General features: G+C 66.8%; 15 protein-coding genes and 1 pseudogene. 3 read left to right on the top strand and 13 right to left on the bottom strand.

Annotated elements, in window-relative coordinates; all coding sequences use genetic code 11:
• From ccoG to Q0632_RS08970, 4 genes are all read right to left on the bottom strand, one after another.
• A partial coding sequence (ccoG, locus tag Q0632_RS08985; RefSeq protein WP_298927541.1) for a cytochrome c oxidase accessory protein CcoG occupies nt 1-1,427 on the bottom strand: 1,427 nt, incomplete at its 3' end.
• Nucleotides 1,428-1,473: 46 nt separating this feature from the next.
• A complete protein-coding gene (fdxA, locus tag Q0632_RS08980) occupies nt 1,474-1,797 on the bottom strand; it encodes a ferredoxin FdxA (protein WP_298927539.1) in 324 nt (107 codons plus the stop codon).
• Nucleotides 1,798-1,815: 18 nt separating this feature from the next.
• Nucleotides 1,816-2,130: a DUF2249 domain-containing protein gene (locus tag Q0632_RS08975; RefSeq protein ID WP_054139970.1), complete on the bottom strand. Its 315-nt coding sequence runs from the start codon at nt 2,128-2,130 to the stop codon at nt 1,816-1,818.
• 77 nt (nt 2,131-2,207) lie between these two features.
• Nucleotides 2,208-3,446: an NnrS family protein gene (locus tag Q0632_RS08970; RefSeq protein WP_298927532.1), complete on the bottom strand. Its 1,239-nt coding sequence runs from the start codon at nt 3,444-3,446 to the stop codon at nt 2,208-2,210.
• 122 nt (nt 3,447-3,568) lie between these two features.
• Between Q0632_RS08970 and Q0632_RS08965 the strand changes: the two genes are divergently transcribed.
• Both Q0632_RS08965 and Q0632_RS08960 read left to right on the top strand, forming a co-directional pair.
• Nucleotides 3,569-4,078 carry an Rrf2 family transcriptional regulator gene (locus tag Q0632_RS08965; protein ID WP_298927530.1) on the top strand — a complete coding sequence of 170 codons (510 nt, stop codon included), beginning with the start codon at nt 3,569-3,571 and terminating at the stop codon, nt 4,076-4,078.
• Nucleotides 4,079-4,101: 23 nt separating this feature from the next.
• A complete protein-coding gene (locus Q0632_RS08960; RefSeq protein WP_298927528.1) occupies nt 4,102-4,674 on the top strand; it encodes a hemerythrin domain-containing protein in 573 nt (190 codons plus the stop codon).
• On the opposite strand, the gene Q0632_RS08955 is transcribed toward Q0632_RS08960, so the two are convergent.
• The 4 genes from Q0632_RS08955 to Q0632_RS08940 are packed head-to-tail and all read right to left on the bottom strand — an operon-like array spanning nt 4,665 to nt 8,266.
• On the bottom strand, nt 4,665-5,246 hold the full coding sequence (locus tag Q0632_RS08955; protein WP_298927525.1) for a nitroreductase family protein: 582 nt from the start codon (nt 5,244-5,246) through the stop codon (nt 4,665-4,667). The genes Q0632_RS08960 and Q0632_RS08955 overlap by 10 nt on opposite strands.
• Nucleotides 5,243-5,914 carry a response regulator gene (locus Q0632_RS08950; protein WP_298927522.1) on the bottom strand — a complete coding sequence of 224 codons (672 nt, stop codon included), beginning with the start codon at nt 5,912-5,914 and terminating at the stop codon, nt 5,243-5,245. Before Q0632_RS08950 ends, Q0632_RS08955 begins: the two co-directional genes overlap by 4 nt.
• The gene (locus Q0632_RS08945; protein ID WP_298927519.1) at nt 5,911-7,788 is read right to left on the bottom strand and encodes a type IV pili methyl-accepting chemotaxis transducer N-terminal domain-containing protein; all 1,878 of its coding nucleotides are present in this window, start codon (nt 7,786-7,788) and stop codon (nt 5,911-5,913) included. Before Q0632_RS08945 ends, Q0632_RS08950 begins: the two co-directional genes overlap by 4 nt.
• Nucleotides 7,789-7,846: 58 nt before the next feature.
• Nucleotides 7,847-8,266 carry a SirB2 family protein gene (locus Q0632_RS08940; RefSeq protein WP_298927516.1) on the bottom strand — a complete coding sequence of 140 codons (420 nt, stop codon included), beginning with the start codon at nt 8,264-8,266 and terminating at the stop codon, nt 7,847-7,849.
• Nucleotides 8,267-8,306: 40 nt separating this feature from the next.
• On the opposite strand from Q0632_RS08940, the gene Q0632_RS08935 reads away from it, so the two are divergent.
• A complete protein-coding gene (locus tag Q0632_RS08935; RefSeq protein ID WP_137735268.1) occupies nt 8,307-8,711 on the top strand; it encodes a ribonucleotide reductase subunit alpha in 405 nt (134 codons plus the stop codon).
• 25 nt (nt 8,712-8,736) lie between these two features.
• Here the strand turns inward: Q0632_RS08935 and Q0632_RS08930 are convergent, their stop codons facing one another.
• The 5 genes and pseudogenes from Q0632_RS08930 to narH all read right to left on the bottom strand — a co-directional run.
• Nucleotides 8,737-9,423: a carbonic anhydrase gene (locus Q0632_RS08930; protein ID WP_298927512.1), complete on the bottom strand. Its 687-nt coding sequence runs from the start codon at nt 9,421-9,423 to the stop codon at nt 8,737-8,739.
• A gap of 22 nt (nt 9,424-9,445) precedes the next feature.
• Nucleotides 9,446-10,225, bottom strand: coding sequence for a peptidylprolyl isomerase (locus Q0632_RS08925; RefSeq protein ID WP_298927509.1), 780 nt, complete (start codon nt 10,223-10,225; stop codon nt 9,446-9,448).
• 33 nt (nt 10,226-10,258) lie between these two features.
• Entirely contained in the window at nt 10,259-10,984 is a 726-nt protein-coding gene (gene narI, locus Q0632_RS08920) for a respiratory nitrate reductase subunit gamma (protein WP_298927506.1), read from the bottom strand.
• On the bottom strand, nt 10,981-11,685 hold the full coding sequence (gene narJ / locus Q0632_RS08915) for a nitrate reductase molybdenum cofactor assembly chaperone (protein WP_298927503.1): 705 nt from the start codon (nt 11,683-11,685) through the stop codon (nt 10,981-10,983). Before narJ ends, narI begins: the two co-directional genes overlap by 4 nt.
• A 141-nt stretch (nt 11,686-11,826) precedes the next feature.
• A pseudogene (gene narH, locus Q0632_RS08910) lies at nt 11,827-12,514 on the bottom strand (nitrate reductase subunit beta); the annotation flags it as partial.

Raw genomic sequence — 12,514 nt, 5'->3', positions numbered from 1 at the left:
GCCGATGTGCCCGCGCCATCGCCTGCTTCGGGCACCGCGGCCTTGACCTCGAAAACCACGGGCACCGATCGGCCCGCGAGCCCCTGTGCCACGGCGAAAGGCAGGCGCAGGCTCACCGACACCGACGCCACATCGGCTGGGCCGGCATGGGCCGGAGCGGCCAATACCTCCAAGCCCTCGATGCCGGAAGCGGACACCCGGTACGTCTGCGTGCCCTCGGTGCGGTTCATGATCTGGATGCGGTAGACGTTCTCGACGGTGCCGTCCTCCACCACGCGCGCCAATGCACCGCGGTCCTTGACCACATCAAACTTGAACGGGCTGCGCATCGCCACGCTGGCCGCGAACGCGATGCTGGCCGCAGAAAGCACGGCCCCGTAGACCAGAACACGCGGCCGCAACGCACGCTTGAACATCTGCAGCCGCGTCCAGCCATTCACGACACCGTTTTCGGTGGAGTAGCGGATCAGCCCCTTGGCGTAGCCCATCTTGTCCATCACGTCGTCGCAGACGTCGATGCAGGCGGCGCAGCCGATGCACTCGTTCTGCAGCCCGTTGCGGATGTCGATGCCGGTGGGGCAGACCTGCACGCACAGGGTGCAGTCGATGCAGTCGCCCAGGCCCTGCGCCGCGGCGTTCGTCTTCTTCGAGCGCGAGCCCCTGGGGTCGCCGCGCCCGGCGTCGTAGGCGATGACCAGGGAGTCCTTGTCGATCAGGGCGCTCTGGAATCGCGCATAGGGGCACATGTACTTGCACATCTGCTCGCGCAGGAAACCCGCATTGCCGTAGGTGGCGGCGCCGTAGAACAGCACCCAGAAGGCGTTCCACGCCGACATGTCCAGGGCCACTGCAGCGGCGGCCAGCTCCCGGATCGGCGTGAAGTAGCCGACGAAGCTGAAGCCAGTGATCAGCGCGATGGCCAGCCACACCCCCTGCTTGGCGCCCTTGCGCAAGATCTTGTTCGCGCCCCAGGGCGCCTGGTCCAGCCGCATGCGCGCGATGCGGTCGCCTTCGATCTTGCGTTCGGCCCACATGAAGATCTCGGTGTAGACCGTCTGCGGGCAGGTGTAGCCGCACCACAGCCGGCCGGCCACGGCGGTGAAGAAGAACAAAGCCAGGGCCGACAGCACCAGCAGCGCCGCCAGGAAGATCAGGTCCTGCGGATAGAGCAGCAGGCCGAAGATGTAGAAGCGTTGCGCCTCCAGATCGAACAGCACGGCCTGGCGGCCGCCCCACTGCAGCCACGGCAGGCCGTAGAACAGCAGCTGGGTCAGCCATACGAAGACCCAGCGCCAGGTGGCGAACCAGCCCTTCACCGCACGCGGGTAGATCGTCGCCTGCTTCTGGTACATCGAGACGAACTGCTCGCCGTCGTCGCTCGCACCCGATACCGGCGCGATGGGAATGACCTTCCTGGAACTTGCCATGCTCAGGGCGCGCCGGCCAACGAGCGGTCACATCGCATCAAGGCTTTCATCGCTTCAGCTCGCCCAGCTTGTGTTCGATCTTGCTCCAGGCTTCGGCATCCGGCAGCGAGAGCTTGGTTTTCGTGATCGGCTTCCATTCGCGCGACAACTCGGCGTTCAGCGGCGTGAAGTGCTGCTGGCCGGTGGGCACGTCTTCTTCGGCATAGATGGCATTCACCGGGCATTCGGGAACGCAGACCGCGCAGTCGATGCACTCGTCCGGGTCGATGACGAGGAAGTTCGGACCTTCGCGAAATGCGTCGACCGGACACACGTCCACGCAATCGGTGTACTTGCACCGGATGCAGGCCTCGGTGACGACGAAGGTCATCGCTGCGCGAGCGCGATGTCAACCGCAGCAGGCGCCGCCTGAGCAGCAGGAATCGCCCTTGGCGCCCGCCGAAGGCACTGCGGCGTCAGCGATGCGGGTGATCTGGATGCGCCAGACCGACGGGCCGGCTTCCAGCGTGGCCCATTCGAACTGACCCAGAGCGCGGTCATCGAACTGATAGCGCAGGGGCTGCGGGTTGTGGTCGTTCACGAGTTGCAGCGCCTGGCCGGTGGCCAGGGCATCGAAGCGACCGAAGATCAGCGGGTGACGTTCACGCGGCGGGATGGTCCGCAGGTCCAGCTCGAAGGTGGGTTGAATCAGGGTTGCAGTCATGGGAACCTTTCAGGAGTGAAGTGCGCACCTGGCCGCGCGACATGCGCGGTGGAAGTGCGATGAGGGAACAGGAACGTTCAGCCGTCCTTGCCGTCGAGACGACTGCTCAGCAGCCAAGGCGTGAAGACCCAGAGGTAGAGCGCGAAAGCCACGGCCCAGGCGGCTGCAGCCAGCACGAGCCCGTCGGCCGTGTGTGCCGGCGCGACCAAGGGGAGCAGCACACGGGCGATAGCGGCGACCGCCACCAGCAGGTAGGCGGCCACCTCCAGACGCGACACCTTCAGCGGGCGCCCGGTGTGACCTCTCGCGGTCCGGGTGACCATGCCGACGATGAGCCCGGCCGTGGCACCCACCGCCAGGGCGTGAATACCGGCAGAAGCAGCCACTCCACCCAGTTGCGCCCATGCCAGCAGCAGGAAGCCGACGGGCAACCAGGCGTACGCCGCGTGCAGCACCCACAGGATGGGGCGCGCACGGGTGCGCAAGGGCTGCCAGTGCCACAACCTGGCGGCATGCAGCAAGGCCGCTGCGGCGAATCCAGCTGCCGTGACCGGGTTGGCCGGCAGCAGCACCCACGCCGCCAGCGACAGCGACGTCGCCGCCAGCGTGCTGCGCTCCAGCCAGGCTGGAACTTTCAGCTGCCGGCCCGGCAGCGCCGACATCGTGAACGCCGGAATCACCCGCCCGGCGATCACGCATTCGATCATCACGACCAACGCCAGACCGGCATGCAGCGCCCGCAGCGGATCGATGTTCAGCCAGCCCACAACGGCAGCGTGAAAGCTGAGATTGGCTGTCGCCAGCAGCAGCAGGATTGCGCCCAGCGGCAGGTTGCGCCGGTTGCCGGCTTTCAGCAGCACCCGGATCAGCACGAAGGCCACCCAAGGCAGCAGCACCACGTCCAGAACGGCATAGACCGCGTACGGCGCCCCCACGGCTGAAAGCCGCGCTGCCAGCCACAGCCCGGCCATCACCGCCAGGGTGGCGCCGCGCGGCGTGGCCAGGCCCGTCCAGGCCTTGCCGGCCGTCAGCAGGAAGCCGACGATCACTGCCACGGCAAAGCCGTAGAGCATCTCGTGGGCGTGCCACAGCAGCGGCGGCATCGTCGAAGGCAGTGCCACCAGACCCAGGAGGCCCGCGATCCAGTACGGCACCGCGAACAGCGCGAACGCGGTCGCACCGAGGTAGAACGGCCGGAATCCGAGTCGAAACAGCGGCCAGCCGGGCAAAGGGAACTGCGCGCTCGAAGTGGCCGCGGCGGCGCCCTGCGGGGCACCCGTGGCGACCAGGGGGATGGCGGGTATGGGCTTCGTCATGACCGTGCGCACCAACCATGGGGCCTGCAAACTGGGCTGTCGGACAAAAGATGCAGCATGCGTACATGTTAATGACTCGTCACCTTTAAAGCAATACACTGCGTGCATCTTTAAGGATTGCCATGCGCCTGTCCGAATACACCGACTACACCCTGCGGGTGCTGATGTACTGCGCGGCGCACCGGGACCGCCTGGTGACGATCGGCGAACTGGCCGAGCACCACGGGCTGTCGAAGAACCACCTGATGAAGGTCGTCAACGACCTGGCCCGCCAGGGACTGCTCGAAACCACCCGGGGCCGCGGCGGTGGCCTGCGGCTGATGGCCGAGCCCGAGACCATCCGCATCGGCGACGTGGTGCGCGCCACCGAGACCGACTTCAGGCTGGTGGAGTGTTTTGACGCCGCCACCAACGCCTGCACGCTCACGCCGAGCTGCCGGCTGAAGCACCTCTTCGACGACGCGCTGGCGGGCTATTTCAAGGCGCTTGATGGCGCCACGCTGGCGGACATGACGCAAGGCCTGTCGGCAACTGGCGCCAAGTTCAACCGACAGCCTGTAGGTCGCGATCTGCCTGCAGTGGTGGCCGCACCGACCCCGCGGCGCGCAACACGCCCGGGCCGCGGCGCCTGAAGGCCAAAAGGAGCAATCTCACCATGGCCCTGACCCTGCCCGGCCACAGCGCCCCTGCTGTCGGCTTTGAAGTTCCGCTGGAAATGCTGGCTGCCTGCCACGGGCGCGTGCAGCACCAGTGCGAAACCCTGCTGCGTCTGGTCACCCACCTGCAGACCCATGGCGCGGACCGCCCTGCGCAAGAAGCCGCGAGTGCTGTCATGCGCTACTTCGATACAGCAGCGCGCCACCACCACGAGGACGAGGAGCAGGACCTGTTTCCCGCCCTGCTGGAGTCCATGGCTGGCTCTGATGCGTTGTGCCTGCGCGAGCTGACCGCATCGCTATGCAGTGATCACCGCCTGCTCGAACAACGATGGGCCTCATTGCGCCAGCGGTTGTTGCAAGTCGCAGAGGGCGCCGCTTCAACGCTGGCCGATGCCGACATACCGGGCTTCGTCAGGTTGTACGAGCAGCACATTGCCCGCGAGGAAGCCGAGTTGCTGCCCATGGCGACCCGCTTGCTGAGTGATGTCGAACTGGATCGCATCGGCCTGGCCATGCGCAGCCGGCGCGGTGTTGTCGCGCTGACCGCAGCGATCGCACCTCAGCCCTGATCCATCCGCCAGCCGCTGATGACGGCTGATGCTTCGGCTCCAGCCTTCGGATGCGCCGCGCGGGCAGGACGGCCCGCGATGACCCAGTTGGCAAGCCGTTCTCCCGGCCCGCAGAACGCTGCGTGCACGGCCGGGTCGGACACCGAAGCGCCGCTCAGCGCCTTGGCACCAAAGCCCATCAGGTGCAGGGTGTTCATGAAGTTCATCAGAGCCGCGCCGACGCAAAGCCACTGCTCGTGCGGCGGGACATCGGGCACGTCGTCGCGCACGCGGGCGACCAGCGCAACGAGCCCGGGGCCGTTGAAGGCACGCGCCCGGGCGCGCTCGACTTCTTCGGCGGTCTGCCCACGTTGCTCTGCGCCCCTTGCGAACAACCCGGCCAATGCAACGCGCTGACTGTCACCAACCACGACGAACCGGAACGGCCGCAAACCGCCATGGTCGGGCGCACGCAAGGCCAGGTCCGCGGCGCGGGCCCACTGCTCTGCGCTCGGCCCAGGCGGCGCCAAATACTTCGGCCCCACCGAGTAACGCAGCGCGAGCAGGTCCAGCAGTTCGTCCCCGGCGTTCACCCCTGCCGCCCTGCCAGGTACACCGCCGCCTGCACACGCGAGCTGAGGTTCAGCTTGCGCAGGATGTGTTGCACGTGGATCTTCACTGTGGCTTCGGCGATGTTCAGGTCGCGCGCCAATTCCTTGTTGCTGGCGCCCTTGGCGATCAGGGCCAGGATCTCGCGCTCACGCGGGGACAGGCTGTGGATCGGGTCGGTGTCGACGGCCGGCGGCGGTGGTGTGGCAGTGCCCTGCCCCGTCTGGAAGGCATTGACCAGCTTGCTCGTCATCTCGGGGCTGACGACCGATTCGCCTGCCATCGTGCGTTGGATGGCCGAGGCCAGCATCTCGCTGTCCATCGTCTTGAGCAGGTAGCCGCGGGCGCCGCCGCGCAGAGCGGCCGCCAGGTCTCGCTCGTCCTCGCTGACGGTCAGCATCAGCACCCGGGCTTGGGGCGCCAATGCCTTGAACCCGGCAAGCGCGTCAACGCCGTTGACGCCAGGCATGTGGTTGTCCAGCAGGATCACGTCGGGCTGGGTTTGCGCGGCCCGCTGGTGCGCCTCGTTGGCGTCGCCGGCCTCGGCCACCACCTGGAAGCGGGCGTCGCCCGCCAGCAGCGAGATCAACCCGCGGCGGAACAGCGTGTGGTCGTCGACCACCAGCACGCGAATGGGCTGTGCGGCGATCATGCGGCCAGCCCCAGGCGTTCAGGCAGCTTCAGCACCACGCAAGTGCCCGAGCCTGGCACCGAGGCCACCTCCACCGTCGCGCCGATGTTGTGCGCCCGCTCGCGCATGATGCGCAGCCCCACGTGGGTCTCGTCAGGGCCGGCGCCATCGGGGTCGAAGCCACAGCCGTCGTCACGCACCTCCACGCGCCACTGCGGCGTCTGCTGCACTTCCACCCACACCTCTCGCGCCTGCGCATGCTTGCGCACGTTGGAAAGAGCCTCCTGCACCACGTGCAGCACCTGCACCTGCACGTCGGCCGGCAGCGGCATGCCGTCGCCTTCGATGTCCAGATGGGTGGCCAGGCCGGTCTGGTGCTCGAACTTCTGCAGCGTGGTCTTCAAGGCGGGGGCGATGTCTTCGCTGTTGGTGCGGGTGCGGAAGTGCACCAGCAGTTCACGCACGTCGCCGAGACTTTCGTGGACGCCGGCGTCGAGTTCGCCCAGGGTCCTGTCGATGCGGGCGGCATCCGTGCTCTTGATGTCGTTGCGCAGCAGGCCTAGCTGGATCTTCAGGAAGGCCAGGCTCTGGGCGATGGAGTCGTGCAGCTCGCGCGCGATGAAGCTGCGCTCCTCGGCCACGGCGGTCTCGCGTTGCAGGGCTGCGGCACGCAGGCCCTCGATGGCACCCGCCAGGTGGCTGGCAATGGTTTCCAGCAAGGCGCGGTCGTCGTCGGACAAGGCCCTGGGTTCGCGGTAAAACAGGTTGAGCTCGCCAACCATCCGCTCGTGCAGCCTGACGGGCACGCTGATGACGGTCTGGAAGCCTTCTCGGGCGCAGTGTCCAAGGCGCGACGCGGGGCCGTCCGGCAGGATCGGGATCACCCGTGTCGTGGCGCCGCCCTGGGGCTGACCGCACAGGCAGTCGCCCGTGGGAATACAAAGCTCCTCGTCGATGACAGCCTGAGGCAGGCAGTCGGACGCCAACAGCAGGTATTTGCGGTTGGCCTCGTCCGACCAGCGCACGGCCGAGGCGTCGGCGCGGGCCACTTGGCGTACCTGTCTGGCAATGCCCTGCGCCAGCGCCTCCAGCGTCTCGGCACGCGCTACGAATGCGGCCGACTCGTACAAGGCCCCCAACCGCGCTCGCTGGGCCTCCAGATGCTCCGTCTTTTCCTGCACCTTGGACTCGAGGTTTTGGTACAGGCCCTGGAGGGTTTCGGCCATGCGGTTGAAGCCGGCCGCGAGCGCCCCGAATTCGTCGTTGGCGCCGGGGTCGACCCGCGCGCCCAGGTCGCCCGCCTCCACCCGGGACAGCCCGGCCTGCAACCGGGATAGCGGGTTAAAGATGAACAGGTAGGCCGAGTACAGCAAGGCAATCGCACTGCCGATGGTCAATGCCACCATCACGAACTGAACGGCATTCAGGATGGCCGTCAGTCGGGACAGGTGGTGCTCGATCGCCGACACGAAGGTATCGATGCGGGCCACAAAGGCATCGGCCTGCTGCCCTGACAGTTCGGCACCCGGTCCAGGCAACGCGGTCCACCTTGCCTTGAGCGCCAGCCAGTCGCGCTGTACAGCGGCAAAGGCCTCCTGCGACAGGGCGTCGTGTGGAACGAGCAGCGGACGTGCCGGATCGCCCGTTCGCAGCACGCTCACGCTTTGGTCGAACTGCGCCGCCAGCCCTGCAATCTGTTGCGCGTCCGCGCGGGCCAGCGTTTGGGCCATGCGCCAGGTCTGCATGCGCATGCGGCCGGCCTCGTTGACAGCCGCCGCACCACCTTCCAACTGCCAGGTCACCCATAGCGTCAACCCGATCGAGGCAAACGCCATCAGCAACAAGGCGCCCCCGATGGCGCCAAGCTTGGCGGAGAGGCTCCATGACCGAGGCATGCGCGCACTGTACTGGAGGCCGGAAACAGACCGAGCCCGGTCGAGGCTTGGAGTGCCTTCAGCCGCCATGTGTCCACCATGGCTGCAAAAGCCCCAGCGGGTGGTGCGAAATCGCCACCGACGCCATGAACATGTAGACCATCAGGGCCCCGGCGTAGCTGGCGCGGCGCGCCGCCGGTGCCCGCGCCCGCTTGACCGCCAGTGAGCCGAGCACGATGTACAGCACCAGCAAAAGCAGCTTGGTCCCCAACCAGGGGCTGGCCACCGGGTTCAGCGACAGCAAAGCCCAGAGCGTGACGCCGGCAGCCAGCAACAGGGTGTCGATGCCGTAGCTGAGCATCCGCCAAGGCTTGGCCATCGCCCGGCTCTGCCCAGCCAGCACCAGCGCACCGCGCAATGCGAACAGGCACCCACTGACCAGCACGAGACCGATATGGGCCGACTTGAGGGGCGAATACCAGACCGCGAACTCAGGCATGGTGATCGGTATGTGGGTGGAAGCGACTAAGCTCGGGGCCATGGAAATCAGTCACTTCAACGACCTGCTGGCGGCCGCTCGGCAGCAACCCGACGCGCAGCGTCTCTTGATGGTGTTTGCTGCAGCGAGCCTGCCGCCGGACGCCACGGCCGAACAGCGGGCACGCTTCGAAGCAGGTGAGTCCGGCGAGCTGGCACCGCTGATGTGCGTGGACAAGGACCCTGCCGACTTGAAGGACTTCGCCGCGTTGCAGGCGGAAGCCTTGTCCATGGGTCAGGACTGGGCCCTCGTCTTCGCTGCGGCCATGTCTGGCCAAGGAAGGCAGGCTCCCGCTTCGACGCAGGTGGAGGCCGCACTCACCCGCATGGTGGAGGCGGTGAAGTCCGGCAACCTGAGCGGCATGATTCCGTTCGACCGTCAGGGCGAGGCCGTCCAGCTGGGCTGACCGGACGGTCGCCCTTTCGCCCCTTTCACAAGCGGGTGGACTCATCATCCTGTAGCGCTTCGGGTTGGTGCGCCACGTACGGCCCGGTGCCCGCGTTGTCGGCCTGTGCCGCAGGCACGAAGCCGCCGCGCTGAACGTCGAAGACATGGACCTCGCCGTCTTCGATCACGTAGTGCCAGCCGTGCAAGGCCAGTGTGCCGGCCTCCACCCGCTCTCGCACCATCGGGTAGTCCATCAGCCGCTCAAGTTGCAGCACCACCGCGCGTTGCTCGGTGCGCCGCAGGACATCGGGGCCGGGCTCGGCCACGGGCAAGGCGGCTTCGCGCCCCAGTTCCAACCACTGCGACAGGTGCTTGGCCGCCGGTGAGACATCGCCATACAAGGCCCGGATCGCGCCGCAGTGGCTGTGACCGCACACCACGATGCGTTTGACCGACAGGTTGAGGACGGCGAACTCGATGGCCGCCGCCGTGCCATGGAAACCCTGGCTCTGGTCGTGCGGTGGCACGAAGGCACCGACGTTGCGCACCAGGAACAACTCGCCCGGACCGGCGCCAGTCAGCAGGTAGGGCACCAAGCGTGAATCGCTGCAACCGATGAACAGCGTCATCGGGTGCTGGCCGTCGTCAACCAAGTGCCTGAAGTGCGAGCGGTGCAGCGGGAATGCGTCGGTCTGGAAGCGCTGCAGGCGCTGCAGGAGTTCGTCGGGCATGGCGGGACGGGTCTGCGATGGGCTACTGCACCAAGGGCGACTCGGCCGCTTCCAGGTCGACGCCCATCACGGTGGCCGAGCCCGCCAGAAGTTGAAGATACTGCCGCAGCGCCGTGGCAAAGGCTTGCTGTCGAAGCCCCTGCGCCACGGCTGATTTCACAGCCTCGAACGCGGGGTCCAGACCAGGTTCGCGCGCCAGCACTTCCACCACGTGCAGCCCGAAACGGCTGTGCACCAGGCGCGGCAGCACGCCGACCTCGGGCTTGCCGAAGATCTCGCGTGCGAACTCCGGCGCACACGCGTCGGCCGTCAGCCAGCCCAGCGCGCCCCCCTCCGCACCGCTGGGACAGTTGGAAGTGGAAGCAGCCGCCATTGCGAAGCGGTCTTCGCCACCGGGCGAGGCGCAGCGCACATCCAGCAGGCAGGCCTCGGCACGTTGGCGCAGGGCATTCACATCCACGCCCGGCGTGACGGCAAACAACACGTGGCGCAGCTGTGCACGTTCACCCACGGCGTAGCGGCCGCGCTGGGCCGCGTGGTGTCGGCGAAGGGCTTCGTCCGACGGCTCGGGCACGTGCAGCTCGCGGTCCAGCAGCGCTTCGATGGCGGTGCTGGCAACTTCGGTCATGGCGCCGCCAAGGGGCAGCGGGTCGTCAGCCGCCAACAGGCCGGCCTGAATGGCCGCCTGGCGCAGCAGTTCGGCACAGGCCCGCTGCCGCAGGGCTTCGGTCGTCAGCCCTTCGTTGGGGTAGGCCAGCACGACGCCATTGACCTGGGGAAGCACGGAAGCGGAGGTGTTCATGGTCTGGGCCTTCAGTAGTGGGGGAACCCGTGATCAGCCGACACGCCGCGGCTGGCTCTGCCCGGCGGGCACGTTGAGCCGGCGTGCACGCACCATCTGGTACGGGCGCACCAGATAAGCCAGGGTGCCGAAGCCGCTCCACACATGCACCAGGCGGCTGAAAGGGAACAGCAGGAAGATCGTCATGCCCAGCAGCATGTGCGCCTGGAAGTGCCATTCGATGCCCGCCACCAATGCTGCATTGGGCTGCATCAGCACGATGCCCTGCAGGTACTCGGCCAGGCGCAGCATGGTCTGCGGGTCGGACACGTGATGCAGCGACGCCGGCAGGGTCGACAGGCCGATGACAAGCTGAACCCACAGGATGATGAGGATCGCGATGTCGGTGCGGTGGCTGGTCAGGCGGATGCGAGGGTCGAACAGGCGGCGGTGCAGCAGCATGGTCAGCCCGATGAAGCACAAGCCACCGGCCACACCGCCGGCCACCACCGCGATCAGCTGCTTCTGCGAGGCCGTGACGAAGATCTCGTACAGCCCGTGCGGCGTGAGCTGGCCGAACAGGTGGCCGAAGAACAGGAACAGGATGCCGGCGTGGAACAGGTTGCTGCCCCCGCGCAATTGCCCCTGGCGGAGCAGCTGCGAGCTGTCGCTCTTCCACGTGTACTGATCTCGGTCGAAGCGGGCCAGGCTGCCCATGAGAAACACGGCCAGACAGATGTACGGATAGACGTTGAAGATGAAGTTGTGGAGGGTGTTCATGTGGACGCTCCCTGCGTGGGTTGGGTGGCGCGTGTTGCGTGACTCACGGGCGCGCGCACGATCTGGATCGGTTGCGGCTGCCCGGGCCGCGCCTGGCCCTGGGTGGAACAGCCATCGAAGGCCATGGGTTCGGCCCAGGTCTCGTCCAGCTCGGGCTCGGGCGGCACGGTGACGGCCTGAGCCTTCTCGCCCGCGAGATCGAGCAACGCGGCCAGCACGCAAGCGTGGGCAGCCTCGCGTCGCAGCAATGCGCTGAATATCACCTGCAGGATGTGCGCGATCTCTGCCAGGAAGGCCCGGGTCTGCACGGGCGGCTGCGTCGACGCGTACTGGAGCACCACCGTCAAGTGGTCAGGCAGTTCGCCCGGCGCAAGGAACAGGCCGGCAGCTTCGTAGGTCTGACACAGGTCCACCATGGCGGGGCCCCGGTCGCGGCTGTCGCCGTGCACATGCTCGAACAGGTGCAGTGAGGTGCTGCGACCACGGTCGAAGAGTTGCACGTAGTCGGCTTCCAGTTCGATCGGGTCGCGTGTGCGCATGGACTGGAGCAGTGTGTCCAACTCGCTCAGGCGGGTGGAGCCCAGGGCTTGTTCGCTGTGCAGCGCGGCACGCAGGTCGCCCAGGTGGGCGCGCAATTCAGCGTCAGGATAGCCCAGCAGGCGGGCCAGCACGCGCAGGGTCAGGGAGGCGTTGTTAGGCATATTGGTATTCCTCAATGATGGTCAAACCCAACCGTTCGCGTTGAGCTTTTCGAAACGCTGCAGTGAACGGTGCCTGGTACTCTGGTGTTGGTGTGAGGCCTTCGACAGGCTCAGGCCGAACGGGCGATGGGGGTGCCATGTCTAGACTCCCGCCTTGATGGGGATGGTGCGGCGTTTGCCGCTGCCGAACAGGCTCACGTCACTGCTGCCTTCGGAGCAGCCGTTGCCAAACGAGAACCCGCAGCCGCCACGCATGTCGAAGGTGTTCTCGGCGTATTCACGGTGCGTGCTGGGGATGACAAAGCGGTCTTCGTAGTTGGCGATGGCCATGATCTGGTACATCTCCTCCACCTCGGCCTGTGTCATCTGCACCTGCTGCAAAGCGGCGGTGTTGATGCGGCCTTCCACGTGCTTTTCACGCTGGTAGGCGCGCATGGCCAGCATGCGCTCCAGGGCGCGCTCCACCGGCAGGGTGTCGCCGGCGGTCAGCAAGTTGGCCAGGTACTTGACCGGAATGCGCAACTGCTGGATGTCGGGAATCTCGCCATTGATGCCGATCTGCCCTGCGTTGGCGGCGGCAGTGATGGGCGACAGCGGCGGCACGTACCAGACCATGGGCAGCGTGCGGTACTCGGGGTGCAGCGGCAAGGCCACCTTCCATTCGACGGCCATCTTGTACACCGGGCTCTTGCGTGCGGCCTCCATCCAGGCATCGGGAATGCCGTCGGCACGGGCCTGCTCGATCAACATCGCGTCGTTGGAGTCGAGGAAGATGTCAATCTCGGCGTTGTACAGGTCGCTGTCGTGCTCCACGCTGGCGGCCTCTTCG

Source organism: uncultured Ramlibacter sp. (genome assembly GCF_936925435.1).
Taxonomy (GTDB): Bacteria; Pseudomonadota; Gammaproteobacteria; order Burkholderiales; family Burkholderiaceae_C; genus Ramlibacter.
The sequence above is the reverse complement of the archived record's forward strand: the minus strand, read 5'-3'. Positions and strand labels throughout refer to the sequence as shown.

Excerpts from the sequence above, each read along its gene's own strand:
- Q0632_RS08940 (WP_298927516.1), bottom strand. The coding sequence starts at position 8,266 with ATGCCTGAGTTCGCGGTCTGGTATTCGCCCCTCAAGTCGGCCCATATC.
- fdxA (WP_298927539.1), bottom strand. The coding sequence starts at position 1,797 with ATGACCTTCGTCGTCACCGAGGCCTGCATCCGGTGCAAGTACACCGAT.
- Q0632_RS08950 (WP_298927522.1), bottom strand. The coding sequence starts at position 5,914 with ATGATCGCCGCACAGCCCATTCGCGTGCTGGTGGTCGACGACCACACG.
- narJ (WP_298927503.1), bottom strand. The coding sequence starts at position 11,685 with ATGCCTAACAACGCCTCCCTGACCCTGCGCGTGCTGGCCCGCCTGCTG.
- Q0632_RS08935 (WP_137735268.1), top strand. The coding sequence starts at position 8,307 with ATGGAAATCAGTCACTTCAACGACCTGCTGGCGGCCGCTCGGCAGCAA.
- Q0632_RS08965 (WP_298927530.1), top strand. The coding sequence starts at position 3,569 with ATGCGCCTGTCCGAATACACCGACTACACCCTGCGGGTGCTGATGTAC.
- Q0632_RS08925 (WP_298927509.1), bottom strand. The coding sequence starts at position 10,225 with ATGAACACCTCCGCTTCCGTGCTTCCCCAGGTCAATGGCGTCGTGCTG.
- Q0632_RS08975 (WP_054139970.1), bottom strand. The coding sequence starts at position 2,130 with ATGACTGCAACCCTGATTCAACCCACCTTCGAGCTGGACCTGCGGACC.
- Q0632_RS08970 (WP_298927532.1), bottom strand. The coding sequence starts at position 3,446 with ATGACGAAGCCCATACCCGCCATCCCCCTGGTCGCCACGGGTGCCCCG.
- Q0632_RS08930 (WP_298927512.1), bottom strand. The coding sequence starts at position 9,423 with ATGCCCGACGAACTCCTGCAGCGCCTGCAGCGCTTCCAGACCGACGCA.
- Q0632_RS08945 (WP_298927519.1), bottom strand. The coding sequence starts at position 7,788 with ATGCCTCGGTCATGGAGCCTCTCCGCCAAGCTTGGCGCCATCGGGGGC.
- Q0632_RS08960 (WP_298927528.1), top strand. The coding sequence starts at position 4,102 with ATGGCCCTGACCCTGCCCGGCCACAGCGCCCCTGCTGTCGGCTTTGAA.
- narI (WP_298927506.1), bottom strand. The coding sequence starts at position 10,984 with ATGAACACCCTCCACAACTTCATCTTCAACGTCTATCCGTACATCTGT.